The following is a 23,459-nucleotide window of genomic DNA, read 5'->3' as shown; positions in this document are numbered from 1 at the left end:
CTCTCGATTGCAGAAGTCGTTGCGGATTTCCTCGCCCCGACCGCTCAATGCCCCACCGCCCATTCTGAAATACATCGGCCCAAGCGCCTATGCTGCAAGTGCGAAGCAAGCATCGCCAAAATCATCGGCGCCGTCCAGTTTTTCATTTTGCTGGGTGTCATGGCCCGGCTGGGCAGGCGGCGAGCCTTAATAGGGATGGCTCCAGAAATGCACCGCTTGGCAGAGCCGTTCCTACACGCTCCAGAGCGCTCGACAGGCGGAAAACCAGTTGCTGATCCTCGCCGACCGGACGGCGGCGGCGCCGAGCGAGCGCGTCGAGGCCCGCAGTGTCAAGGAAACGAACGAACAGGAATGCCGACTGCCGGTGTTGTCGAGGCGAGCAATTCGTCAGAGGATCGACGAGCTTAACCACAGGTCACATGGACATCGCAGACCCGGCCAGGCCCGAAATCAGTGAAGGCCTCTCCTTGCGCTGAATTTCTCGCCTTCGGCCGCCTCGTTCGAACTCAGCGTTCGTTCAGCGTCGCGAATTTTGTCGGCCGGGGTCGGGGCATTTCTGGCGACCATGGCAAAGACCAGTAGAAAATAACCCATTTGGATGACTATGGCACAGCCGATGACGCGAAACAGCGTCGTGCCGAGCGAGGCGCCGCCCAAATAGGACCAGACGATCACGATCGCCAGCGCAAAACACATTCCGATAATGAACTTTGGCAGTGACATACCCGATAGCCCATCCACCGGCTCGGGAAAAAATGTCGACAAGCCCACCCCGAGCACCTCCCTTAAACTCTGCGAGCTTATTTAGGTTGCCCGCTTCTGGCCGGTTGCTTCCGGCCTAGCCCAATCTGTCCATAGTCCGACAGAAACAATTTGCAACTCTATTGAGCCGCGCAATAGCCGGCAAGGGCAGCTGCGGAATAAATTTTAAACGAATCCTCGGGATCGACTCTGCCATGGTGCAATGCACACGTCGGCATCACCACTGATTGCCGGATATCGACTCGCTCCAGTAAGATTTATGATATCGACTAGTATTTTACCACAACGTCAGTCGTTATTTCGAAATTCTAAATGGCGACAAAGCTCCACAGCAGGGTATAAAGAGCGATTCGCCTAAAATCAGCCTCAAAATTGGACTAGCTTTTCCAAAATTGCCCATAATCCGTCTTTTTTGCGACATAAAGGCGCAATTTTGTGCAGGACGAGTTTATTATTTAGTCAGTTCATGACGCGACTATTACAGCCGTCTGGGAAATTGTGTGTTGCGCTGCAGCATTTTTTTGGTATCGTGCGGTAAACCATCCGTTCAACGTATGGAGTTTACGCATGAGGGACGTAGCCAAGCCGGCCGATGCGGATTTTTCGCAGGCCGGTGTCGATTTTCCGCCACCGATCGGCGGCCTGCTCAAACGCAGCTTCGATATTGCCGGTTCGCTGATCGGCCTGGTCGCCCTCAGCCCGCTGTTCGTAATGATAGCGCTGCTGGTCAAGTTTTCCGATGGCGGGCCGATTTTCTATGGTCATAGCCGGATCGGTCGCGGAGGACGGATTTTTCCGTGCCTCAAGTTCCGCACCATGGTTCCAGACGGCGAGCGGGTGCTTGCTGCCTATCTCGCCGCGAATCCGGAGGCCAGCGCCGAATGGATCGCGACCCGCAAGCTGAAGAACGACCCGCGGATCACGCGCGTCGGAGCGGTGCTGAGGAAGCTCAGCCTCGATGAGTTGCCGCAGATCATCAACATCCTGCAGGGGGATATGAGCCTGGTCGGGCCTCGTCCCGTGGTGCGCGACGAGCTGGAGATTTATGGCAATTCGGCCGTCTATTACCTGAAATCGCGCCCCGGCCTGACCGGGCTATGGCAGGTCAGCGGGCGCAACGACGTTTCCTACGACAGCCGCGTCGCGTTCGACAGGCACTATGTCGAGAACTGGTCGATGTTCGAAGACATTCGCATCATCATCAAGACCGTGCCTGCGGTCTGGATGTCGCGAGGCTGCTACTGACGGCCGCTTGCTGGCCGTACATCGAGGAGCAGCTGTCCAGAATTTGGGCCCGAAACTCAGGCCCCTAACTCAGGCATCGGCAGTTCATCGGGCGGGGCAAACCAGATCGGAAACGCTCAGTTGAAAGCAGATATAATCGATATTTTTTGCACCGGCATTCTCTCCAGACGCATGCGGCGAGTACGGCTTTTGACGACTTGCCTTACAGTGGCGACCGGCCTGACGCTGTCGCTAGCCCTGCCACAGTTTGCCTTCGCCGACGACTATCGGCTTGGAGCACAGGACAAGCTGACCATCCGCGTGGCGGAATGGCAGACCGTCGAAGGCACGTTCCGCGACTGGTCGGCCATCAATGGAGAATACACGGTCGGGCCCGCTGGAACCTTGTCGGTTCCCTTCGTCGGCGAGATGCCCGCATCCGGCAAGACGACTTCGGAGATCGCCGCATCGCTCGGCGAGGCGCTGCAGCGCAAGCTCGCTCTGGCCGACAGGCCGGAGGCTTCCGTCGAAATGGCGCAGTACCGGCCATTCTACATCTCCGGCGAGGTGCAAGCGCCTGGCCAGTATCCTTGTGTGCCTGGGTTGACCGTGCTGAAAGCGATGAGCATTGCCGGCGGAGCCCGGCGGACCCCGGAGAGCGGACAGCGCTACGATCGCGACCTGATCAATGCCAAGGGCAATTTCGACGTACTACAAGACCAATTGGTCAGGCTGACCGTCAAGCGCGCCCGCATCGAAGCGGAACTGGCGGACAAGCCGACATTCGCGGTGCCGAAAGAGGTGGCCGACGATCCGAAGCTGCCCAGCATCGTAGCCGATGAGACGGCGATCCTGGCGGCCGACCAGAAGAAACTCAAGCTGCGCTTGCAGGCGCTCGACGATTTGAAGGCGCTGCTGCAGAGCGAGATCGATTCGCTGCAGAAAAAGATCGTCAACCAGCAGAAGCAGGTTGATCTGGCGAAGGAGCAGCTCAACGGCATCGGCTCGCTGGCGCAAAAGGGCCTGGTCGTCAACACGCGCCTTTTGAACTCGCAGCAAACCATCGCCGACCTTGAGGGCCAGATCCTGGATTACGAAACGGCGATTCTCACGGCCAAGCAGTCGATCAGCAAGGCCACCCAGGACGCCATCGATCTCGAGAACACCCAGAACTCCAGCCTCGCGACCGACCGGCAACAGACGGAAGCCGATCTCAACGAGGTGACGCTGAAGCTGAATATGGAAAAGGCCCTGATGTCCGAAGCCTTGTCGGGCAGCCCAATGCCGCAATTCTATGGCAACAACGAACCAGCGGCCTTGTCTTTTTCCCTGGTGCGGGTGGTCGACGGCAAGACCAGCGAAATCACCGCCGATGAAGACACGCCGGTGCTGCCAGGGGACGTGATCAAGGTCAAACCGGCGCCCTTGGCCATCCAGTAGCTTCTTTCCACCGAAGTGAAGCACCAACCCCGTGGGCAGCGGCCTGCGGGGTTTTTGCTGTTTGGGATCCGCCCGCTCTAGCCTCGCACGGCGTCCGGTTCCTCTAGATGGTTCACGGCGCTCCACCGGGAAGCAGCGACGGCCGGCACCCTCACCAGCTTGAAGTAGCTATAGTACAGCAGGAACGATCCCATGATGTAGGGATTGAGGGTCTCGACCTCGACGAAGGATCGGATGAACAGAAGCACCATGACGCCGGAAAGAATCACTGAGTCGGCTTGCCATGTCCTGAATATCAGCGCCGAGACGTGACCCCAGAGCGTGCGCAGGATAATCAGCGAAAGCAGTGTCGCGCCGACGAAGCCGAGTTCCACCAAGGTCTCGATGTAGGTGTTGTGGAAGTGGAAGCCGCTTCGCGCGGCGATGTAGAATTCGTTCCACAGCCGCTCGGCCTCGGAGAAGCCCTGCACCCAATAGGCCGCGTAGCCGACGCCGAGCATGGGCGATTGCTGCGCGGCATTCCAGCCCTGCTGCCAGAGGTAGGTTCGTCCGGTGAGCGTCGAATCCTTGCCGAAAAGGCCAAGGACAAAGTCCATCAGCCCGAGATTCAGCGCAATCACGGTGCAGGCGACCAGCCCGCCCGCACCGATCATGAAAATCACCCGGCGATGGCGGAGCGAAAGCACCTTGCCGATGGAAAGCAGGGCGACCAGAGCGAGAACCGCCGGGGTCGATGCCATCGAAGTGGCCGAATGCGACACGACCAGTAGATAGCCCGATAGAAGGACAATCGGTACGATCAACAAAAAGCTTGTCCGGCCCCGCCTGAGAAAGGCGAGGTAGACAACGCAGAAATAAATGCCAAGCGATGCGACAAAGCCGATCTGGTTCTTGGAGCTGAACGCGCCGACGAAATTGTACGTCCCATCGAGAACGTCGTAGGAATAACTCGCGACCTTGAGCGAGTAGAGCAGGACGACGAAAATCCCGACCAGGGCGCCTATGGTCAAGGTCCGGACGCTGACGGTGCGTGCGGCAATGTAGGCGCAGGCGATATGGGAACAATATTGGACGGCCGTCCTTGCCGTGGTGCCGGGAGCTGCCGACCAGAACACCGAGAAGCAGACATAGGTTGCAAAGGCCAGCGGAAGCCAGGCGCTGGAAGCGTGCCTTAATATCTTGCGGTAGTCGACCAGGATGAGCGGCAGCCAGACTGCATAGTAGGCCAGGATCATGGCCTGGCCGAAAATGGTCGAGTAGGAGAACGCCCAGATCGAGACGGCAACGGCAAAGCTGCCATAGACCGTGTTCTTGTCCGGATCGATCAACAGAGATTTTGGAATCTTCATCTCGGTATCGGTTTTCCGTCCTTGCAGCTCAATGCCGATTCATGGGCCGATTTCATGGGCCGATTCATCGGATCGATGGGAGCTTCGCCTGCAGGCGCTCGCATTGTGCAGTGCAATATAACGCATCCGGCGCCGCCTGTCACCCGAATGCCAACTGGGCGCGTCGTTCCTGCAGTTCTCGCAATACCGGACGCGACGATTTGGCCAGGAGGCAGTGCCGTCCAATTGCCCGGTGCTGGCCCATCACAAGCTGTTCTGAGGCTGCGAGTCCGTGCTTGAACTTGTCCGCCGTTGACTTCACATTCGCCGCCGATTGGGAGGAAGACGACATGCCGATGAGTTTCGCGGGACGATTTGCCGGACGATCTGCTGTTATCACCGGCGGCGCCTCAGGCATCGGCCTGGCCGTCGCGCAAAGGATCACTGACGAAGGCGGACGTGTTTCGGTCTGGGATCGCGATGCCGCCCAGATCGAGCAGGCCAGGGCCATTGTTCCAGGCCTGTACAGCGTCACCCTCGACGTCGCCGACCCCATAGCGGTCGAAGCCGCCGCCGGAGAGACGATCGAAGCGCTGGGCGCGGTCGATATCCTTGTCACCAGTGCTGCCATCACCGGGCCTAACATGACGACCTGGGAGTATTCCGTAGAGGATTGGCGCCGGGTCATCGACATCAATATCAACGGCGTCTTCTTCTGCAACAAGGCGCTGGTCCCGCATATGCTCGAACGCAATTACGGCAGGATCGTCAACATCGCCTCGATTGCCGGCAAGGAAGGTAACCCGAACGCCTCGGCCTACAGCACCTCCAAGGCGGCGGTGATCGGCATGACCAAATCGCTCGGCAAGGAACTGGCCAAGACCAAGGTGACGGTGAACTGCGTCACGCCGGCGGCTGTGCGCACCGCGATCTTCCAGCAGATGAGCCAGCAGCACATCGATTTCATGCTGTCCAAAATACCGATGGCGCGCTTCGGCGAGGTCGGGGAGGTGGCGGCGCTGATTTGCTGGATCGCCTCCGAGGAATGCTCGTTCACGACGGCTGCCGTCTTCGACGTCTCCGGCGGCCGGGCGACCTACTGAGGCCGGCCCGACGCAAACCGCCCGACCGCATCGCGGCGCCTCAGTCGTGAAGCTCCCGCGAGATCGGCGGGCCGATCGAAAAATCGCTGAATGTCACTTCGAAACCCTCGCGCTGCGGCGAACAGCACATCATGCCGACATCGACCGTTTTCGACGGCGGGAGATAGGCAAGCCGCACCGGTTTCCAGTGCTTGTCGGACGCGTCCAGATACTGGACGCGGATCGTCTCGGCATGGCGGGTCAGGCGGATCCTGACCCCGTCGGGGTCGGCGGGAATGCTGGCCAGCGACCAGTCGGAGGCATCGTTGGTGACGACGACGGAAAAATACATCAGCCCGTCGGTGTATTCGATGCCGGCCTTGATCCAGTGCGTCTCGCTCAGGCGGACCATAAGCCCGGCCTGATCGTAAAGCACCTCATAGTGCCCCTTGACCGTGACTTCGGCGCTGAAATCGCCCTCGACCTCACGATAGAGGAAATGGCCATTGTCGCGCCAGAAGCCGTAGAACGTCTCGCGCCAGAAGTCGGTCTCCTTGCCGGTCCGTACATGCACCGTATTGTTGCCGAAGGCGTGGTGCGGCGGCGGATTGAGCCAGGTCAGGGCCGTATTCTCAGATGTCATCGATTTGCTCGCCTGCCTGGCTGGTCTGCCGTCTTTTCTTAGCCGGCAAACGTGTAAGCGGTCTTCACTGTTGTGTAGAACTCTGCGGCATAGCGGCCCTGCTCGCGCGGGCCGTAGCTCGATCCCTTGCGTCCGCCGAAAGGCACGTGGAAGTCGACGCCGGCCGTCGGCAGGTTGACCATGACCATGCCGGCTTCCGAATTGCGCTTGAAGTGCGTGGCATGCTTGAGGCTCGAGGTGCAGATACCGGAGGTCAGGCCGAACGGCGTGTCGTTGGCCACCGCCAGCGCCTCGTCATAATCCTTGACGCGGATGACGTTGGCGACCGGTCCGAAAATCTCCTCGCGCGAGATGCGCATGGCGTTGGTGGTTTCGGTGAACAGCGCCGGCTGCAAATAGAAGCCGCGGGTTTCACGATCGAGCCGCTCGCCACCGAAGGCAAGGTCCGCACCTTCCTGACGGCCGATGGCGATATAGTCTTCGTCCTGTTTGAGCTGGCTCTGGTCGACAACCGGCCCGATCTGGGTCTTGGCATCGAGAGCGTCGCCGACGACCAGCTTGGCCATGCGGTCCTTGAGCGCCTCGACGAAGCGGTCGTGGATGCCGTCCGTCACCACCAGCCGGGACGACGCCGTGCAGCGCTGGCCGGTCGAGAAGTAGGCACCGTTGATAGCGCAGTCGACGGCGACGGCAAGGTCGGCATCGTCGAGCACTACAAGCGGGTTCTTGCCGCCCATTTCGAGCTGGAACTTGCGCATGTGCTCGAGGCTGGCGGCGGCGACGCGCTTGCCGGTGCCGACCGATCCGGTGAAGGTGATCGCGTTGAGGTCAGGACTGTCGAGCATGGCCTGGCCGACCACCGAACCTTTGCCCATGACCAGATTGAGCACACCCTTGGGCAGCCCGGCGCGGTGCAGGATGTCGACAATAGTCCAGGCGCTCTCCGGAACGAGTTCCGCCGGCTTGAAGACGATGGTGTTGCCGTAGGCCAGCGCCGGAGCGATTTTCCAAGCCGGAATGGCGATCGGGAAATTCCACGGCGTGATGATGCCGACGACGCCGACCGCTTCGCGGGTGATCTCGACGCCGACGCCGGGCCGCACGCTCGGCACCAGCTCGCCCGAAAGACGCAGCGTCTCGCCGGCGAAAAAATCGAATATCTGGGCGGCCCGCACGGTCTCGCCGATGCCCTCGACCAGCGTCTTGCCTTCTTCGCGCGCCAAGGCCCGGCCGATTTCATCTTTCCGCGCGGTGATCTCGTCCGACGTCTTCCTCAGCACCGCATGGCGGGCCAGCAGGCCCGATCGAGACCATGCCGGAAATGCCGCTTTCGCCGCCGCGATGGCCTGCCGAGCGTGCTCCGCGCCCCCCGATGCATATTCGCCGACCACGTCGTCGAGATTGGACGGGTTGATGTTGCGGGAGCCGGCATCGCCTACCCACTCGCCATCGATGAGGTTCTTTCGAAACGGGATCATGTCGCTGTCTTCCTTGTCGTCCTTCGATCGCCGTCTATCTGGACCACCGACCGCCGCACCGCAAGGCCGAAGAAGGCAAACTTCTCCTTCTCGACAGGCATGTGATAGGTGTCGGGGGCGGGAAAAGACGATTCTATTGTGGTGCGACGCGGATCGCACGGGAGGTGAAGTATCATGTCCGACAGCGCCTTGCCCCTGGTGATCAGCGCACCCGAACCGCGCACGCTCGACCTGATCTTCACGCCGGCTGCGCTGGCGAACTTTCGATCGAAATACCGCATCGTCGAAACATCGCCCGAAGCGGTGGCGGCGCTGCCGGCCGATATCCTTGGCGAGGCGCGCTACATCGTCGGCCAGCCACCTATCGCGCCGGAGACGCTGGAAAAAATGAAGGCGCTGCGCTGCATCTTCAATGTCGAGAGCAACCTCATCAACAACATGCCCTACGAGACGCTGTTTTCGCGCGGCATCCATGTCGTCACCACCGGGCTGGTGTTTGCAGAACCGGTGGCCGAACTCGGCCTTGCCATGGCGCTCAACCTCGCCCGTGACATCGTCGACGCCGACCTCGCCTTTCGACAGGGCAAGGAGCGTTGGGGCGGCGACAGCAACCGGACGGCGCGGCTTCTTTCCGGCGCGGACGTCGGCATCATCGGCTTCGGCGATCTTGGCCGTGCGCTCAACCGGCTGCTGTCGGGCTTTCGCACGCGGACAAAAGTCTTCGACCCGTGGCTGCCGCCGTCGATCCTGATCGAAAACGGCGTCGAGCCGGCCTCTCTCGACGACGTTCTGTCGAACAGCGATTTCGTCTTCGTCGTCGCTTCGGTGACTAGCGAAAACCAGGGCTTCCTCGGCGCCGAGGCGTTTGCCAGGATGCGCAAGGGAGCCGCTTTCATCCTGCTCAGCCGAGCCGGCGTGGTCGATTTCCCGGCACTGATGGACGCCGTCCGCAGCGGCCATATCGTCGCCGCCAGCGATGTTTTTCCTGAGGAGCCGCTTGCCCAGGATCACCCGGTCCGCACATTGCCGGGGTTCCTGCGCTCCGCCCACCGGGCCGGTGCGCTCGACATCGCTTTCAAGCGGATGGGCGACATGGTGCTGGAAGACATGGACCTGGTCGACCGCGGCCTGCCGCCGATGCGTTCGAAGCGGGCCGAGCGTGAGACCGTTTCGCGCATGCGTTCGAAGCCGGTCGACAAGAATTAGGCCGTCTGCCCGACGGGTCGCACATGCTCAGACGGTGAAGGACCAAAACAGGCAGGCCAGTGTCGCTACGGCGAAGACGACGAAGAACAGGCTTCGCGACAGGATGTTGCGGCGCAGCTCGTTGATGAAGAGATTGCATCCGACGACTGCCGCGACAAAAAGGAACCGCCAGTTCAGCAGTGCCGGGAGCACATCGCGCTGACCGAAAGCAAACCTCGCGGCGAGACATCCAACGATGACCGCAAACAACACGATGACCGTCCAGAAGATCGCATCGGCGGCATGTGTCAGGACGATGCCGGCGAGCCTGATCGGCAGAACCATTATCAGGAGTGCGCTGAAAAAATAGACCGCCGCGAGCGGAATGAACGTCCCCGCATCGGCAACGTCGCTCAGGCGCTTGGCGCCGATCGCGCCATAGGGATAGCCATGCCTGGCCACCGTCAGGCTGAGCGCCATCAGCAAGGCCGTCAGCACGGCGGCAAGCGCGAATGAGGTCAGGGCTTTGCTCATGAGGCTCCCGTTCCGAGCGAATCGAAGTCAGAACGTTGGTAGCCCATGGTTTGTAAATTGCTAGTAAGCATCATGCAGCGGCGCGGCAGAGTTCCTCGGCGCATCACTCCGCAGCTTGCAGACGCCGCCCGTCGATAATGGTCTTGATCTCGGCGCGGCAAGAGCCGCAATTGGTGCCGGCGTGAAGGGCGGCGCCGATTGCCGCGACGCTGGTACAGCCGCCGCGTACCGCTTCCGCGATCTGGTTGGCACCGACCCCGAAACAGGCGCAGACGATGGCACCGCGGTCGACGCTGTTGCCGCCCGGCCGCCCGGCGACAATCGCCAGCCGCGCGTGCCGATCGGCATGGTCAGCACCAAGTTGTTCGACCGCCCAGCCGCGCGACACCGCCACCGGCGTAGGCGCAAGATAGAGCGCGCCGACCAGCCGATTGCCTGCGAAACGGGCGAAGCGATGGTGCCCGCCGGCGATGTCGTGATAGGCGAGCGTCTCGCCTTCCATGCCTAACAGCGCGGCGGCCAACCCGGTCCAGTCGCGGCTGTCCTGCAGCGCAATTTCAAGCCGCCAGCCGGCGGGGCTGCGGGCGAGGCTCCAGTAATCGGCGTCGATCGATGCGGGCCGTTCGGCGAGCACGGCGAAGCCGAAGGCTGTGGCGGCGAACCGCTCGATGCGGGCAGCAACATTCTTCGAGGCCGGTTGGCCTGAAATCGCATCGGTCGTCGGCGCGACCAACGCATCGACGCGCGCGCGGGCGGAGAACTGATCGGTCCAGTGCATCGGTACGAATACAGAGCCTTGGCGTTGACGCACCGTCACCAGGGCGCGGACCAGCACCTCGCCATGGGCAGTCGAGACGCGGACGATCTCGGCATCGCCGATGTCGAAGTGCTGCGCATCGGACGGGTGGATTTCGACGAACGGTTCGGCCATGTGCTGCGACAAGCGCGGGCTCCTGCCGGTCCGCGTCATGGTGTGCCAATGGTCGCGCACGCGCCCGGTGTTGAGCACCAACGGGTAGTCCAGGCTGGTGCGGGTTTGTGCGGCTGGGCGGATGGCAATGAAGCGCGCCTTCCGGTCGGGCGTGTAGAAGCTGCCGTTGGCGAAGAAGCGGGTGCTTTTGTCCTCCGGCTGGCGCCACGCACCCCCCTCTGGCCTGCCGGCCATCTCCCCCGCAAGGGGGGAGATTGGCAGCTTTGGCGCCGGCTCTCCCCTTGCGGCATTGGAGATTAGCGAAGGCCGTGATGATAGCCGATCTCCCCCCTTGCGGGGGAGATGGCCGGCAGGCCAGAGGGGGGTGGCTTGGCTCGGCGCTGGCCACTGGAATGGCGCCAACTCCTCATAGGTCTCTGCATCCACATCGGCATAAGCGCCGATGTCGAAATCGCGAGCACTATCATTCTCGAATGCCGACAACGCCGCGTGCTCGGCGAAGATGTCGGCCGGCGACACATGCGAAAACGCCTCGCCAAAACCCATCCGCTTGGCCACTTCGGCGATGATCCACCAGTCGGCTCTTGCCTCGCCGGGCGTGGTCAAAAAGGCGCGCTGGCGCGAGATGCGGCGTTCCGAATTGGTGACGGTGCCGTCCTTCTCGCCCCATGCCGCCGCCGGCAGCCGGACATGGGCGTGGCGGACCGTGTCGGTCTCGCCCAGCACGTCCGACACCACGACAAACGGGCAGGCCTTGATCGCCGCTTCGACGGCATCGGCATCCGGCATCGAATCGACTGGGTTGGTCGCCATGATCCACAGCGCCTTGATGCGTCCGTCCGCCACCGCCTCGAACATCTCGACCGCTTTCAGGCCGGATTTTTCGGCGACGGCTGGCGCGTTCCAGAAGCGCTGCACGCGGTTCCGGTGCTCGGGGTTTTCGATCTCCATGTGGGCGGCCAGCATGTTGGCCATGCCGCCGACCTCACGGCCGCCCATGGCGTTGGGCTGGCCGGTCACCGAGAATGGCCCGGCGCCGGGCTTGCCGATGCGGCCGGTGGCTAGATGGCAGTTGATGATGGCGTTTACCTTGTCGGTGCCCGAAGACGACTGGTTCACGCCCTGGCTGTAGACGGTCACCGTCTTCGCCGTCGCGGCAAACAGACTGTAGAAGCGGGCCAGTTCATCCTCGCCAAGGCCGGTGGCCGCGGCGATGCCGGCCAGGTCGAGCGCCGAGGCGGCGAAGAGCGCTTGCCCGAAGCCGGTCGTGTGCGCCGTGATATAGGTGCGGTCCAACGCGTTGTGCTGGCCGAGATAGGCGAGCAGGCCGGTGAACAAAGCGACGTCGCCATCGGGCGCGATCGCCAGATGCATGTCGGCGATGTCTGACGTCATGGTGCGGCGTGGGTCGATCAGCACCACCTTCATCTCGGGCCGCTTTTCCCGGGCCGCGACGATGCGCTGGTAGAGCACCGGATGGCACCAGGCGAGATTGGAGCCGACCAGCACGATCAGGTCGGCAAGTTCCAGATCCTCGTAATTTCCCGGAACGGTGTCCGAGCCAAAGGCGCGGCGGTGGCCGGCGACGGACGATGCCATGCACAGGCGCGAATTGGTGTCGATATTGGCCGAGCCGATAAAACCTTTCATCAGCTTGTTGGCGACGTAATAGTCCTCGGTCAGCAACTGGCCGGAGACGTAGAGGGCGACCGCGTTGGGGCCGTGCTCGGCAATGGTTTGCGAGAAGGTCGAAGCGACAAGGTCGAGCGCTTCGTCCCAGCCGGTGCGGCGACCGTGGATTTCCGGATGAAGCAGCCTGCCTTCGAGATCGGTGGTCTCGGCCAGCGCCGAGCCTTTGGAGCAGAGCCGGCCGAAATTCGCCGGGTGGTCGGGGTCGCCACGAACGGTTATTTCACCGTCCGCGGCGACCTTCGCCAGCACGCCGCAGCCCACCCCGCAATAGGGGCAGGTGGTCCTCACCTCGCGCGCTTCATCAATCTGCATGGTTCACGCCGCGCGGCTGGCCAGCGCTTCCAGCGCAATGAACAGCCGCTCGCCGTCGATCCGCACCGCGATGGTGCGCACCGCGCCCTCGTCGGCGCCAAGCGCCTTGCCTGTCTCCAGCGAGATCACCCAATTGTGCAAGGGACAGGTCACAGCCGTGCCATGGACGATGCCCTGGCTGAGCGGCCCACCTTTGTGCGGGCAATGGTCATCGATGGCAAAGACCTGATCGTCAGCCGTACGAAAGACGGCGATCTTGCCTTCGGGCGTTGCCACGCAGCGCGCACCGCGACGCGGAATGTCAGACAGGGAGCCGATCGATACCCAATTCATGTGGCCATTCCTCTTTTGCGCGTATTCTTGTCCGAAAACCGCATTCCACTTTTCGGGGACACGCGCCTACTCCGCCGCCTGCGCAAAACCGACCGAAGCCATCGGCCGGAATTCATGCTTGTCCTTGCCGGAAGCACGTTCCGACCACGGGTCGACCTGCGCGAATTTCTGCGAAAAGACGAATCGGTCGAAATAGGCCTTGCGCTTCTCGCCATCGTCCATGATCTGACGCTTGATCTCGGCGATGCCGATGCGCTTGGCCCATTTGTAGATGCGCTCGAGATAGCGGCCCTGCTCGCGATACATCTGCGTCAGCGCCACGATATGCTCCAGCGCCTCGTCCTCGGTCTTGACCAGGCCAAGCACTTCGGTGCCCTTGATGTCGAGGCCGGCGGCGCCGGCGAAATGGATCTCATAGCCGCTGTCGACGCAGATCACGCCGACATCCTTGCAGGTCGCCTCGGCACAGTTTCGGGGACAGCCCGACACCGCCATCTTGACCTTGGCCGGCGTCCAAGAGCCCCACATGAATTTTTCGATACGGATGCCCAAGCCGGTCGAATCCTGCGTGCCGAAGCGGCACCAGTCCGAGCCGACGCAGGTCTTCACCGTGCGCAGTCCCTTGGCATAGGCGTGGCCGGAGACGAAGCCGGCCTGACCGAGATCGGCCCACACTGCCGGCAGGTCTTCCTTGCGGATGCCGAGCATGTCAATGCGCTGGCCGCCGGTGACCTTGACCATCGGAATGTCGAACTTGTCGACGACATCGGCGATGGCGCGCAATTCGGCGGCGTTGGTGACGCCGCCCCACATGCGCGGCACTACCGAATAGGTGCCGTCCTTCTGAATGTTGGCGTGGACCCGCTCGTTGATGAAGCGCGACTGATAATCGTCGGCGTATTCGTCGGGCCAGTCGCAGACGAGATAATAGTTGAGCGCCGGCCGGCATTTGGCGCAGCCGCAAGAGGTCTTCCACTCCAGCTCCTGCATGACGGCGGGAATGGTCTTCAGGCCCTTGGCCTTGATCAGCCGGCGGACCTCGTCATGGCCAAGCGAGGTACAGCTGCACATCGGCTGGACCGCCGCGGGGTTGTATTTGTCGCCGATGGTCAGCACCATGAGCTTTTCGACCAGCCCGGTGCAGGAACCGCAGGACGCCGACGCCTTGGTGTGGGCGCGCACATCGTCGAGCGAGGTCAAGCCCTTGGCCGTGATCGCGCCGGTGATCTTTCCCTTGCATACGCCGTTGCAGCCGCAGATTTCCGCATCATCCGGCAAGGCTGCAACGGCCGCCATAGGGTCCAGAGGGGGGCCTCCCTGGTAGGATTGGCCGAAGATGAGCGTATCGCGCATCTCGGATATGTCGGTCTGCTTCTTCTTGAGGTCATTGAACCAGGCACCGTCCGTCGTCTCGCCGTAGAGCACGGTGCCGATGATGCGGTCGTCCTTCAGCACCAGGCGTTTGTAGACGCCGGCGGCGGCATCGCGCAGCACGATCTCCTGGCGGTCCTCGCCCTCGGCGAAGTCGCCGAGCGAGAACAGGTCGATGCCGGTGACCTTGAGCTTGGTCGGCGTGTCCATATGGACGAAAGCCGCCGCCTCGTTACCAGCCAGCTGGCTGGCGGCGACGCGCGCCATCTCATAGAGCGGCGCGACCAGCCCGTAGACCTGGCCGTTGACCTCGGCGCATTCGCCGATTGCGTAGATGTCCGGGTCGTTGCTGCGCATGCCGGCGTCGACGACGATGCCGCGATTGACGGCAATGCCGGCTTCTTTTGCCAGCACCGCGTTCGGCCTGATACCCACCGCCATGACGACGAGCGTTGCGGGAATGACGGTGCCGTCGGCAAGCTCCACCCGCTCGACCTTGCCGTTGCCGGTGATCGCCTGCGTGTTGGCCTTGGTGATGACCTTGATGCCGCGCTGCTCGACGGCACGCTGCAGGAGATAGCCTGCGGCCGGATCGAGCTGACGCTCCATCAGCGTCGGCATGACGTGCAGCACGGTGACGTCCATGCCTTGTGAGTTCAAGCCCGCTGCCGCCTCGAGCCCAAGCAGGCCGCCCCCAATGACGACAGCCTTGGCCCGCGACTGGGCGGCAAGCATCATGGCCCGGACGTCGTCCAGATCGCGATAGGTGAGCACGCCCGGCAGGTCATGGCCGGGCACCGGAATGATAAACGGCACCGAGCCGGTGGCGATGACGAGTTTGTCATAAGGCTCGGTCACGCCATGATCGGAGGTGACGGTCTTTGCCTGCCGGTCGATGGCGACGATCTTGTGGCCCTTGTAGAGGGTGATGCCGTGCTTGATGTACCAGCCGTCGCCATGGATGATGATCTCCTCATAGGCCTTTTCGCCCGACAGAACCGGCGACAGCATGATGCGGTCGTAGTTCACGCGCGGCTCGGCGTTGAAGATGGTGACCTGGTAGCGCCCAGGCGCCTTTTCCAGGAGATGCTCCAGCATGCGCCCGGGGGCCATGCCGTTGCCGATGATGACGAGTTTCTCGGTCATGTCCTGATCCACTCCGCTCTCACTCAGCCGCGTAGGAAAGGCCTGAAGCTTCGGCAGACGCCGTGCGCTCCATCCGCCGGATGGAAAAATGCATCCAGGCAAAGCAGGTGGCGACGATGACGAAGAGCAGCATGAAGCAGCTCGACCAGACGCCGGTGAGGTCGTTGAGCACGCCGAAGGCGATTGGCAGGATAAAGCCGCCGAGCCCGCCAATCATGCCGACAACGCCGCCGACCGCGCCGACACTCTGCGGATAGTAAACCGGGATGTGCTTGTAGACGGCGGCCTTGCCGAGGCTCATGAAGAAGCCGAGCACACAGGCCACGGCTATGAAGGCGAGCGGGCCGATCTCGAAATGGAAGGCGATCGGCCCGCTGATACCGCGCACGACGTAGTCTGCCGAGGGGAGAGACAGAACGAGAGTCGCGACGGCACTGACAGCGAAGGTGCAGTAGAGCACGGTGCGGGCGCCGATCCGGTCGGAAAGCACGCCGCCATAGGCGCGGAAAATACTTGCCGGAATTGAATAGGCCGCGCCGATCATGCCGGCGGTCGCAAGCCCGAAGCCGTAGACGCCGATCAGGTAGCGGGGCAGCCACAGCGACAGCGCCACGAATGCACCGAAAGCGAAGAAATAATACAAGGCGAAACGCCAGACCTGCAGGTTCTTGAGCGGCGCGAATTCCTGCCAGAAGCTTCTCGCGGGCGCTGCCTTGCCGGCGCGGCGCTCGCGAATGACCGGATCGTCGCCGGTCGTGACCCAGAAGACGGCGGCCATGACGACGAGTGCTGCCGCCCAGATCAGCGCGACCGACTGCCAGCCCCAGGAGAGAAGCACGAATGGTGCCAGGAACTTGGTGACCGCGGCGCCGACATTGCCGACACCGAAAATGCCTAGCGCCGTACCCTGCTTGCCGGCCGGGAAGAAACGCGAGACATAGGCGACACCGACGGCGAAGGAACCGCCGGCGAGCCCAACGCCTAGTGCAGCGACCAGCATCTGCCCGTAGGTGTGCGCAAAAGCGAGCAGGAAGGTCGCGACCGCCGCCGCAAGCATGGTCGCGGTGTATACCAGCCGACCGCCAAAACGGTCGGTCCAGACACCGAGCACCATGCGCACAAGCGAGCCGGTGAGGATCGGCGTGCCGACGAGCAGGCCGAACTCCGTCTCGTTCAGCCCCAGCTCCTGCTTTATGCGCACGCCGATGATTGAAAAGATCGTCCACACCGCGAAGCAGACGGTGAAGGCGATGGTGGACATCACAAGCGCCTGCCGGGGAGCAGTGTCCTGGCTGCGCGCGGCTGGGAGATTTGCGGTCATTTTCTGGCTCCGGTTTGCGGCGTGGGGGGCACCGCCCTTGGCTGTTCGTTCGCGACTGTCAGCGGCGTGGCATCGGCGAACTGGTTGAAACCGAGCTGTGCACGGTCACTTCGACCTTTGCCGTCAGTCTTGATGGCAGCGGGAAAGAGGACGAGCGCGGCGGTGAACACCGCGCTGCTGGCCAGAAAAATGGCGGCGCGTGAATTCCGCGAGGCACGCGCCAGTTCCGATCCGTTTCGTCATCGTCGTCTCCGGTTGGCGCCGCTTGAGACCAGCGCCGTCGATTGCGTCAAAACAAAAAAGCCGCCGGCCAGGTCTTCGCGTCCGGGATTCCGGGAGCGCGTGTGGACCTGAGCGGCAGCTTTGCCTGTGGCGCCCGCCATTGGACGCCGTGTCACTTGGCCCTTGCGGGCCCTACATTTTGGAAAGCAGGAAGCGTGCCAATTCGACAGCGCTCTTAATTATCGAATGAAATCAATATGAGCCGCAGCCGCGCGACTTTTGACCAAGCTCGGCAGCGGATCAAAGATTAGTCAAAATGCCTTGCACAGCAGCATAATATTTGTGCAATGCGGTAGATTGCCGATTGCCGATGCAGATTTCCAATGATGATGACGCGTTTTCCCGTTAGGACCTCACTCCGCGGCTTCGACGAAGCGGTGGCGTTCGTAGAGGAATTTCAGCACCGCCTCGCGGCAGCGCAGGAAGGTGCGGTCGGAGGAAAGCTCGATGCGCCGACGCGGCCGGGCCAGCGGCACGGGAAGAACCTCGCCGATGGTGGCCGCCGGCCCGTTGGTCATCATGACGATGCGGTCGGACAACAGCACCGCCTCGTCGACATCGTGAGTGATCATGATCGTCGTCGAGCCGAGTCTGGAATGGATATCCATCACCGCGTCCTGCAGATGCGCACGGGTCAGCGCGTCGAGCGCCCCGAACGGCTCGTCGAGCAAAAGAATCTTCGGCTCCATGGCGAGCGCGCGCGCAATGCCGACGCGCTGCTTCATGCCGCCCGAAATCTCCGCTGGGCGCTTGTCTTTCGCATGCGCCATCTGCACGAGATCGAGATTGCGCATGATCCAGTCATGCCGTTCGGCCCGGCTCTTTTTGCCGCCGAAGACCTTGGATACCGCGAGGTTGATGTTTTCGTAGACGGTCAGCCATGGCAGCAGGCTGTGGTTCTGGAACACCACGGCGCGTTCGGGACCGGGGCTGTCGACCTCCTTGTCTTCCAACAGAACCGCGCCGGCGGAGACCTTGGTCAGCCCGGCGATTAGATTGAGCAAGGTCGACTTGCCGCAGCCGGAATGGCCGATGATCGAGACGAATTCGCCCTTGTCGATGGTCAGTCTTATGTCCTTCAGGACGTCGCTGACCTGGCCGCCGCGCATGAAGGATTTATCGATATGGTCGAGTTTCAGATAGGCCGTCATCGTCCCTCTCCTCACTTTGCCGTTGTGCCGCGGGTGACGAAGACGCCGACCGCCGCGACCAGGCGGTCGAGGCAAAAGCCGGTGACGCCGATATAGGCGAGTGCGACGATGATGTCGGGCAGCCGCGACGAATTCCAGGCATCCCAGATGAAGAAGCCGATACCGACGCCGCCGGTCAGCATTTCGGCGGCGACGATGGCGAGCCAGGACAGACCGATGCCGATGCGCAAGCCGGTGAAGATGTAAGGTGCCGCGGCCGGCACCATGATCTTCACGAAGAATTCGAGCTGGTTGAGCCTGAGGATGCGGGAGACGTTGCGATAGTCCTCTGGAATGTTGCGGACGCCGACGGCGGTGTTGATGATCACCGGCCAGATCGAGGTGATGAAGATGACGAAGATCGCCGACGGGCTGGAATCGCGGAACGCCGCCAGCGACAGCGGCAGCCAGGCGAGCGGCGGTACCGTGCGCAGGATCTGGAACACCGGATCAAGGCCGCGCATCGCCCACATCGACTGGCCGACCAGAGCGCCGAGCGCGACGCCGACGACCGCTGCAAGGCCAAAGCCGATGGCGACGCGCTGCAGCGAGATCAGCACCCGCCAGGCGAGCCCAATGTCCTGCGGGCCATTGTTGAAGAACGGATGGGCGATCAGGTCATAGGCCTCGTTCCAGACCTGGCTTGGCGGCGGCAGGCTGGCCGTCGGCGACGAACAGGCGACCTGCCAGACGACGAGCATGATGGCGACGACGATGACCGGCGGCACCAGCGTGCTGGCCAGCTTGCCTGCGATTGCGGCCGGATCGAAGCGACGCCGCGTCCTGGCGGTGAAGGCGATGATTTCGGCAGGCTTGGCAGGCGCGGGGAACGGCTTCACCTTGCGGTCCTTGATGGCTTGGATAGACATTTCTCGAACGTTCCTTTGGCATTTGGCGACAAGGGCGCCGTTGCGCTTGCGGCGACAAACGGCGCGAGCGCCGTTTGCACCGTTCAGGCCGATGCCTTGATCTTCAGGCTGTCGAGATAGGCGGACGGGTTCTCCGGATCGAACACCTTTCCGTCGAAGAAGGTCTCGACGCCGCGCGATGAAGACGCCGGGATATCGGCCGCGGCGACACCAAGAGCCTTGGCCGCTTCGCGCCACAGATCCTCGCGATTGACCTGGGCGACCAGCGCCTTGATGTCGGTGGTCGGCGCGAACTTGCCCCAGCGGATGTTTTCGGCGAGGAACCAGCTGTCGTGGCTCTTGAAGGGATAGGACACGCCGCCCTGCCAGAACTTCATGTAGAGATCTGTGCCGTTGGCGACGCGGCCATTGCCGTAATTGATGTCGCCCTTGAGGCGGCCGATGATGTCGGCGGTCGGCACGTTCATCCATTGCCGCTTGCCGATGATGGCGGCCATCTCGTCCTTGTTTTCCTTGGCTTCGCACCATTGCTGGGCTTCCATGACGGCCATCAGGATCGCCTTGGTGGCGTTCGGATACTTGTCGATGAAGGCGGCGCGCAGGCCGAGCGCCTTTTCCGGATGGCCCTTCCATAGCTCGCCAGTGGTGGCGGCGGTGAAGCCGACGCCCTGGTGAACGAGCTGCTCGTTCCACGGCTCGCCGACACAGAACACGTCCATGTTGCCGACTTTCATGTTGGCGACCATCTGCGGCGGCGGCACGACGATGGTCGAGACGTCCTTGTCGGGATCGATGCCGCCGGCGGCCAGCCAGTAGCGCAGCCAGAGGTCGTGCGTGCCGCCCGGGAAGGTCATGGCGGCCTTGACCTCCTTGCCAGCGGCCTGTTTGGCGGCGAAGGCATCCTTCAGCCTGGAGGCGTCGAGGGCGACGCCGGTGGCGGCATATTCCTGGGCAACGGAAATGCCCTGGCAGTCGTAGTTGAGGCGCGCCACGATCGCCATCGGCAGCGGCTGCTTGTTTTGCGTCACCTTGCCGGTGTGCATCAGATAAGGCATCGGCGTCAGGATATGGGCGCCGTCAATGCCGTTGGCTTCGCCGCCGAGCACCAGATTATCGCGCGTCGCCCCCCAGGAGGCCTGCTTGAGCACCTCGACATCGGGCATGCCGAATTTCTCGAACAGGCCTTTCTCCTTGGCGATCATCAACGGTGCTGCATCAGTCAATGCGATGAAGCCGAGCTTGGCGCCCGTGACTTCCGGTACGGCGGTAGCCGCATAGGCGCCGGAGGGCAGCAGCGCACGCGCCGCGGCCAGCGTTGCCGCGGCGGCCGCGCTGATCCTCAGGAAATCGCGGCGGCTGATCGCCGTTTGGGCGGAATGGCTATTGGTGCTTTTCGTCATCGTCATCTCCGGTTGGGCGCGGCTTGGGATCGGCGCCGTCGATTGCGTGTTCGACCAAAACAAAAAAGCCGCCGGCCAGGCCTCGCGCGTCCGTCCATCCGGGATCGCGTGTTGACCTGAGCGGCAGCTTTGCCTGTAGCGCCCGCCATTGGACGCCTATTCCGTGACCCCGAGAAGAGTCTGCCTATTGCAACGCAGGAACCGTGCCAGTTTCGGAATGGATGATAAACATCAATGAGATCAACGGCATGCCAAAATCGTCGGCGCCCCGGCCCGCCGGGCGAGCAAGCCAAAGATTGTTCATTAGCGCAGTTGCACGCACATTTTTTGTGCAGTGCACAAGAATGGCGCGGAAATGATCAGGCTTTAGCGCGCGCCAATTTCTGGCCGGCAATGTAGGCGTCGATCTCGTCGGGATCGAAGATCTGGCCATCGAAGAAACCGTCGGGACCGAGCACCAGGCTTGCCCCCGCCGAACCAACTGGGGTCGCGGCCTTCAGCGCGCCCTCGACCTTGGCATTGGCACCGGGAAGCGCCACGCCAAGCGGCTTCAACGCCGAGCGGTAGAGATCGGGGCGGTAGCAGTCGCGGGCAATAGCGAGGTTTTCCGGCGTGTGCGCGACATGCCCCCAGCGCACCATCTGCGTGTAGAACCACAGCGCATGGCTCTTCCACGGGAAGTTCGCCGCCTTGTTGAAGGGCAGAAAGAAGTCGCCGACGCTCAGTTCGGCACCGCCGCCGAGCGCCAGACGCCCGCTGAGGATCGGCATCTGCAGCGCCGGCGCCAGGCCGAGGAAGGCCGGCTGCGCCATCAGGGCCGCGAGTTCGCCGCGATTTGCCGGATCCTGGCACCAGCGCGCCGCGTGATGAAGCGCACGCAGCAGGGCTGAAAGCGCGTCCGGCTCTCTTTCCGCCCATGCTTTGCGCACGCCGACGACTTTCTCCGGGCTGGTCTTCCAGATGGCCGCCTTGACCGTGGCGATATGGCCGGTGCCGGCGACGACCGCGGCGCTGTTCCAGGGTTCGCCGACGCAGTAGCCGTCGATCCTGCCGGCGGCGAGCGCGTCGGCCATGAATGGCGGCGGCACGATGACGATTTCGATTTCACGCGACGGATCGATGCCGCAGGCGGCGAGCCAGTAGCGCAGTTCGTAGTTGTGCCCGGAGTGCGGATGGACGACGGCGAAGCGCAGCGGATCGCCGCCGCCATTCGCCCGATCACGGATCAGCGCGCCCAACGCCTTACCGGCCCGCGCCGGATCGAGATCGGGCCGGGCGCCGTGCGCGGCCATGCCGGCCCAGACCGCGTTCGAAACCGTCACGCAATTGCCGCCGAGACCGAGCGAGAACGGCACGACGGTGTCGGAGGCGAGCGGCGTCAGCCCCAGATTGCAGGCGATCGGCATCGGCCCCAGCATATGCGCCAGGTCGAAATGGCCGATGGCGATGCGGTCGCGGATGTTGGCCCAGGACGTTTCCCGGTTGAGCGTCAGGTCGATGCCTTCACGCAAGGCGAAGCCGATTTCCTTCGCCGCGACAAGGACGGCGCTGTCGAAGAGCGGCATGAAGCCAACATTGATCCGGTGCTCGGCCGCCATTCTCAACTCTCCTCGGGATCCAGAAGCCCTGCCGCCGTCACCAGGCTCTGCGCGATTTCGGCGATCTTGCGGTTCTGGTTCATGGCTGTCTTGCGCAGCAGCGTGTAGGCCGCGTCCTCCGACAGGCCGCGCGACTTCATCAGGATGCCCTTGGCGCGATCGATCACCTTGCGGCTCTCCAACTCGCTGCGGGCCTCTTCCAGTTCGCGCGCCATGCGCGAGAAGGCGTTGAAGCGACTGATCGCCATATCGAGGATCGGCTTGACCCGCTCCTGGCGCAGGCCGTCGACGACATAGGCCGACACCCCGGCTTCCACCGCTGCCTCGATCGACGCCTGGTCCGAGCGGTCAACGAACATGGCGATCGGCCGCTTCACCACGCGCGAAAGCTGGAACATGTTTTCGAGCATGTCGCGGTTGGGATTTTCGAGATCGATGACGATGACGTCGGGTTCGATCTCGGCGATCCGCCGCGCGATGCCGGCGACGTCGTGGATGACCGTGACCTGCTGATGCCCTGCCTCCCGCAGTCCCGCTTCGATTATGGAAGCGCGGATGTGGTTTTCATCGATCACCAGGACAGTGAGGGATTTGCGGATCATGCCGCATTTTGCGCAGGCGAGGCGATTGTGCAATGCGGCATAGCGAGATTCACGGAAACAAAGCCGACGCGCCGCCTGAGGTACCGGACGCGACGGCCGCCGCGACGCGGGCGGCGGTCGGCGACAACGAACGGGCAACACGCCTGTCCGGCGTCTGCGCCTGGCAGGCGATCACCGTGCCCTACATCATCTGGAGCGGGCTCGCACTGCTCTATATCGGCCTGATCAAGGCGCCGTCGCTGTCGCTTGCCGAACCGCTGGTGCTGCCTTCGGTGCCCGCGGCCGTCGGCGGCGGAACCTCGATCTCCGGCGGCCGCGGCGGCTCCACCATCATCGGGGCGCTGATCCTCACCCGAAACGCTGTGCGGTCAGATAGTCATGGGATTTGAAAGCGTCCTTCACGGCTGCAGGCCAGATATCAGTCGTCGTTGACAAGACCACCGCGTGAGGATAATGAACACGATCATACAGGTTCACTGAACAGGTATCCAAATGAAGCGGCGCTCGGTTCAACTGTCTCCCGGCACGGGCAAGCCAGAACAGATCGCCACTGTTCTCGAATATGAAATCCGCTCCGGTGTTCTGGGCTTCGGCGACCGGTTGCAAAGCGAGAACGAGCTCGTCCAGCGTTTCTCCGTCAGCCGTAACACCGTGCGCAAGGGTCTCGAGGAACTGTCTAGCCGCGGGCTGATCACCACCAAAGTCGGCATCGGCTCTTTCGTCACCTTCGATGGCA

At 62.6% G+C, this 23,459-nt stretch carries 20 protein-coding genes and 1 pseudogene; 7 read left to right on the top strand and 14 right to left on the bottom strand.

All coding sequences use genetic code 11. The annotated features are described in order from the left end of the window. Positions 1 to 450 precede the first annotated feature (450 nt). Positions 451 to 780 (bottom strand): exopolysaccharide production repressor protein, encoded by a 330-nt coding sequence (locus tag NKJ72_RS24920; protein ID WP_254816090.1) that lies wholly within the window; start codon positions 778 to 780, stop codon positions 451 to 453. Between the two features lie 549 nt (positions 781 to 1,329). Here NKJ72_RS24920 and NKJ72_RS24915 point away from each other — a divergent pair. Then, positions 1,330 to 2,007, top strand: a complete 678-nt coding sequence (locus tag NKJ72_RS24915) for a sugar transferase (RefSeq protein WP_352479827.1) — start codon at positions 1,330 to 1,332, stop codon at positions 2,005 to 2,007. Between the two features lie 171 nt (positions 2,008 to 2,178). Further along, positions 2,179 to 3,426: a polysaccharide biosynthesis/export family protein gene (locus tag NKJ72_RS24910; RefSeq protein ID WP_352479884.1), complete on the top strand. Its 1,248-nt coding sequence runs from the start codon at positions 2,179 to 2,181 to the stop codon at positions 3,424 to 3,426. 77 nt (positions 3,427 to 3,503) lie between these two features. Here NKJ72_RS24910 and NKJ72_RS24905 read toward each other — a convergent pair whose 3' ends face one another. Next, positions 3,504 to 4,775 carry an O-antigen ligase family protein gene (locus NKJ72_RS24905; protein ID WP_352479826.1) on the bottom strand — a complete coding sequence of 424 codons (1,272 nt, stop codon included), beginning with the start codon at positions 4,773 to 4,775 and terminating at the stop codon, positions 3,504 to 3,506. Between the two features lie 329 nt (positions 4,776 to 5,104). On the opposite strand from NKJ72_RS24905, the gene NKJ72_RS24900 reads away from it, so the two are divergent. Further along, positions 5,105 to 5,857 (top strand): SDR family NAD(P)-dependent oxidoreductase, encoded by a 753-nt coding sequence (locus NKJ72_RS24900; RefSeq protein ID WP_352479825.1) that lies wholly within the window; start codon positions 5,105 to 5,107, stop codon positions 5,855 to 5,857. Between the two features lie 40 nt (positions 5,858 to 5,897). Here NKJ72_RS24900 and NKJ72_RS24895 read toward each other — a convergent pair whose 3' ends face one another. Further along, complete coding sequence (locus tag NKJ72_RS24895; protein WP_352479824.1) at positions 5,898 to 6,479, bottom strand: DUF1349 domain-containing protein; 582 nt, start codon at positions 6,477 to 6,479, stop codon at positions 5,898 to 5,900. Positions 6,480 to 6,517: 38 nt separating this feature from the next. After that, positions 6,518 to 7,954, bottom strand: coding sequence for an aldehyde dehydrogenase family protein (locus NKJ72_RS24890; RefSeq protein WP_352479883.1), 1,437 nt, complete (start codon positions 7,952 to 7,954; stop codon positions 6,518 to 6,520). A gap of 177 nt (positions 7,955 to 8,131) precedes the next feature. On the opposite strand from NKJ72_RS24890, the gene NKJ72_RS24885 reads away from it, so the two are divergent. Beyond that, positions 8,132 to 9,163 (top strand): hydroxyacid dehydrogenase, encoded by a 1,032-nt coding sequence (locus NKJ72_RS24885; RefSeq protein WP_352479823.1) that lies wholly within the window; start codon positions 8,132 to 8,134, stop codon positions 9,161 to 9,163. Between the two features lie 27 nt (positions 9,164 to 9,190). Here the strand turns inward: NKJ72_RS24885 and NKJ72_RS24880 are convergent, their stop codons facing one another. The 5 genes from NKJ72_RS24880 to NKJ72_RS24860 all read right to left on the bottom strand — a co-directional run bounded on the left by NKJ72_RS24880 (position 9,191) and on the right by NKJ72_RS24860 (position 16,782). Further along, complete coding sequence (locus NKJ72_RS24880) at positions 9,191 to 9,676, bottom strand: hypothetical protein (RefSeq protein ID WP_352479822.1); 486 nt, start codon at positions 9,674 to 9,676, stop codon at positions 9,191 to 9,193. Positions 9,677 to 9,779: 103 nt separating this feature from the next. Beyond that, positions 9,780 to 12,611 (bottom strand): nitrate reductase, encoded by a 2,832-nt coding sequence (locus NKJ72_RS24875; RefSeq protein WP_352479821.1) that lies wholly within the window; start codon positions 12,609 to 12,611, stop codon positions 9,780 to 9,782. 3 nt (positions 12,612 to 12,614) lie between these two features. Beyond that, on the bottom strand, positions 12,615 to 12,944 hold the full coding sequence (gene nirD / locus NKJ72_RS24870) for a nitrite reductase small subunit NirD (protein ID WP_254816082.1): 330 nt from the start codon (positions 12,942 to 12,944) through the stop codon (positions 12,615 to 12,617). 66 nt (positions 12,945 to 13,010) lie between these two features. After that, positions 13,011 to 15,461, bottom strand: coding sequence for a nitrite reductase large subunit NirB (nirB, locus tag NKJ72_RS24865; RefSeq protein ID WP_352479820.1), 2,451 nt, complete (start codon positions 15,459 to 15,461; stop codon positions 13,011 to 13,013). A gap of 19 nt (positions 15,462 to 15,480) precedes the next feature. After that, positions 15,481 to 16,782 carry an MFS transporter gene (locus tag NKJ72_RS24860; protein ID WP_352479819.1) on the bottom strand — a complete coding sequence of 434 codons (1,302 nt, stop codon included), beginning with the start codon at positions 16,780 to 16,782 and terminating at the stop codon, positions 15,481 to 15,483. Between the two features lie 162 nt (positions 16,783 to 16,944). Here NKJ72_RS24860 and NKJ72_RS24855 point away from each other — a divergent pair, with 162 nt between their 5' ends. After that, entirely contained in the window at positions 16,945 to 17,136 is a 192-nt protein-coding gene (locus NKJ72_RS24855) for a hypothetical protein (RefSeq protein ID WP_352479818.1), read from the top strand. Between the two features lie 281 nt (positions 17,137 to 17,417). Here NKJ72_RS24855 and NKJ72_RS24850 read toward each other — a convergent pair whose 3' ends face one another. The 5 genes from NKJ72_RS24850 to NKJ72_RS24830 all read right to left on the bottom strand — a co-directional run bounded on the left by NKJ72_RS24850 (position 17,418) and on the right by NKJ72_RS24830 (position 22,723). Then, positions 17,418 to 18,215 (bottom strand): ABC transporter ATP-binding protein, encoded by a 798-nt coding sequence (locus NKJ72_RS24850; RefSeq protein ID WP_352479817.1) that lies wholly within the window; start codon positions 18,213 to 18,215, stop codon positions 17,418 to 17,420. Between the two features lie 11 nt (positions 18,216 to 18,226). Continuing rightward, entirely contained in the window at positions 18,227 to 19,123 is an 897-nt protein-coding gene (ntrB, locus tag NKJ72_RS24845) for a nitrate ABC transporter permease (protein ID WP_352479816.1), read from the bottom strand. Positions 19,124 to 19,206: 83 nt separating this feature from the next. Then, positions 19,207 to 20,523 carry a CmpA/NrtA family ABC transporter substrate-binding protein gene (locus tag NKJ72_RS24840; protein WP_352479815.1) on the bottom strand — a complete coding sequence of 439 codons (1,317 nt, stop codon included), beginning with the start codon at positions 20,521 to 20,523 and terminating at the stop codon, positions 19,207 to 19,209. A 359-nt stretch (positions 20,524 to 20,882) separates the two neighbouring features. Continuing rightward, positions 20,883 to 22,121, bottom strand: a complete 1,239-nt coding sequence (locus NKJ72_RS24835) for a CmpA/NrtA family ABC transporter substrate-binding protein (protein WP_352479814.1) — start codon at positions 22,119 to 22,121, stop codon at positions 20,883 to 20,885. Between the two features lie 2 nt (positions 22,122 to 22,123). Continuing rightward, positions 22,124 to 22,723 (bottom strand): ANTAR domain-containing response regulator, encoded by a 600-nt coding sequence (locus NKJ72_RS24830; RefSeq protein ID WP_023676288.1) that lies wholly within the window; start codon positions 22,721 to 22,723, stop codon positions 22,124 to 22,126. A gap of 113 nt (positions 22,724 to 22,836) precedes the next feature. Between NKJ72_RS24830 and NKJ72_RS24825 the strand changes: the two are divergent. Beyond that, positions 22,837 to 23,076, top strand: a pseudogene (locus tag NKJ72_RS24825) (ABC transporter permease); the annotation flags it as partial. 139 nt (positions 23,077 to 23,215) lie between these two features. Beyond that, positions 23,216 to 23,459, top strand: a 244-nt coding sequence (locus tag NKJ72_RS24820) for a GntR family transcriptional regulator (RefSeq protein WP_352479813.1), incomplete at its 3' end; no start/stop codon positions are given.

Source organism: Mesorhizobium sp. M0045, from assembly GCF_040323385.1.
GTDB lineage: Bacteria > Pseudomonadota > Alphaproteobacteria > Rhizobiales > Rhizobiaceae > Mesorhizobium.
This window is presented reverse-complemented; position numbering and strand designations above follow the sequence as displayed.

What these genes read in the sequence shown, in the direction of transcription:
- NKJ72_RS24885 (WP_352479823.1), top strand. Translation starts at nt 8,132, where the DNA reads ATGTCCGACAGCGCCTTGCCCCTGGTGATCAGCGCACCCGAACCGCGC.
- NKJ72_RS24850 (WP_352479817.1), bottom strand. Translation starts at nt 18,215, where the DNA reads ATGACGGCCTATCTGAAACTCGACCATATCGATAAATCCTTCATGCGC.
- nirB (WP_352479820.1), bottom strand. Translation starts at nt 15,461, where the DNA reads ATGACCGAGAAACTCGTCATCATCGGCAACGGCATGGCCCCCGGGCGC.
- NKJ72_RS24910 (WP_352479884.1), top strand. Translation starts at nt 2,179, where the DNA reads ATGCGGCGAGTACGGCTTTTGACGACTTGCCTTACAGTGGCGACCGGC.
- NKJ72_RS24880 (WP_352479822.1), bottom strand. Translation starts at nt 9,676, where the DNA reads ATGAGCAAAGCCCTGACCTCATTCGCGCTTGCCGCCGTGCTGACGGCC.
- ntrB (WP_352479816.1), bottom strand. Translation starts at nt 19,123, where the DNA reads ATGTCTATCCAAGCCATCAAGGACCGCAAGGTGAAGCCGTTCCCCGCG.
- NKJ72_RS24915 (WP_352479827.1), top strand. Translation starts at nt 1,330, where the DNA reads ATGAGGGACGTAGCCAAGCCGGCCGATGCGGATTTTTCGCAGGCCGGT.
- NKJ72_RS24835 (WP_352479814.1), bottom strand. Translation starts at nt 22,121, where the DNA reads ATGGCGGCCGAGCACCGGATCAATGTTGGCTTCATGCCGCTCTTCGAC.
- NKJ72_RS24895 (WP_352479824.1), bottom strand. Translation starts at nt 6,479, where the DNA reads ATGACATCTGAGAATACGGCCCTGACCTGGCTCAATCCGCCGCCGCAC.
- NKJ72_RS24905 (WP_352479826.1), bottom strand. Translation starts at nt 4,775, where the DNA reads ATGAAGATTCCAAAATCTCTGTTGATCGATCCGGACAAGAACACGGTC.
- NKJ72_RS24860 (WP_352479819.1), bottom strand. Translation starts at nt 16,782, where the DNA reads ATGACCGCAAATCTCCCAGCCGCGCGCAGCCAGGACACTGCTCCCCGG.
- NKJ72_RS24875 (WP_352479821.1), bottom strand. Translation starts at nt 12,611, where the DNA reads ATGCAGATTGATGAAGCGCGCGAGGTGAGGACCACCTGCCCCTATTGC.
- NKJ72_RS24840 (WP_352479815.1), bottom strand. Translation starts at nt 20,523, where the DNA reads ATGACGAAAAGCACCAATAGCCATTCCGCCCAAACGGCGATCAGCCGC.
- nirD (WP_254816082.1), bottom strand. Translation starts at nt 12,944, where the DNA reads ATGAATTGGGTATCGATCGGCTCCCTGTCTGACATTCCGCGTCGCGGT.
- NKJ72_RS24830 (WP_023676288.1), bottom strand. Translation starts at nt 22,723, where the DNA reads ATGATCCGCAAATCCCTCACTGTCCTGGTGATCGATGAAAACCACATC.
- NKJ72_RS24900 (WP_352479825.1), top strand. Translation starts at nt 5,105, where the DNA reads ATGCCGATGAGTTTCGCGGGACGATTTGCCGGACGATCTGCTGTTATC.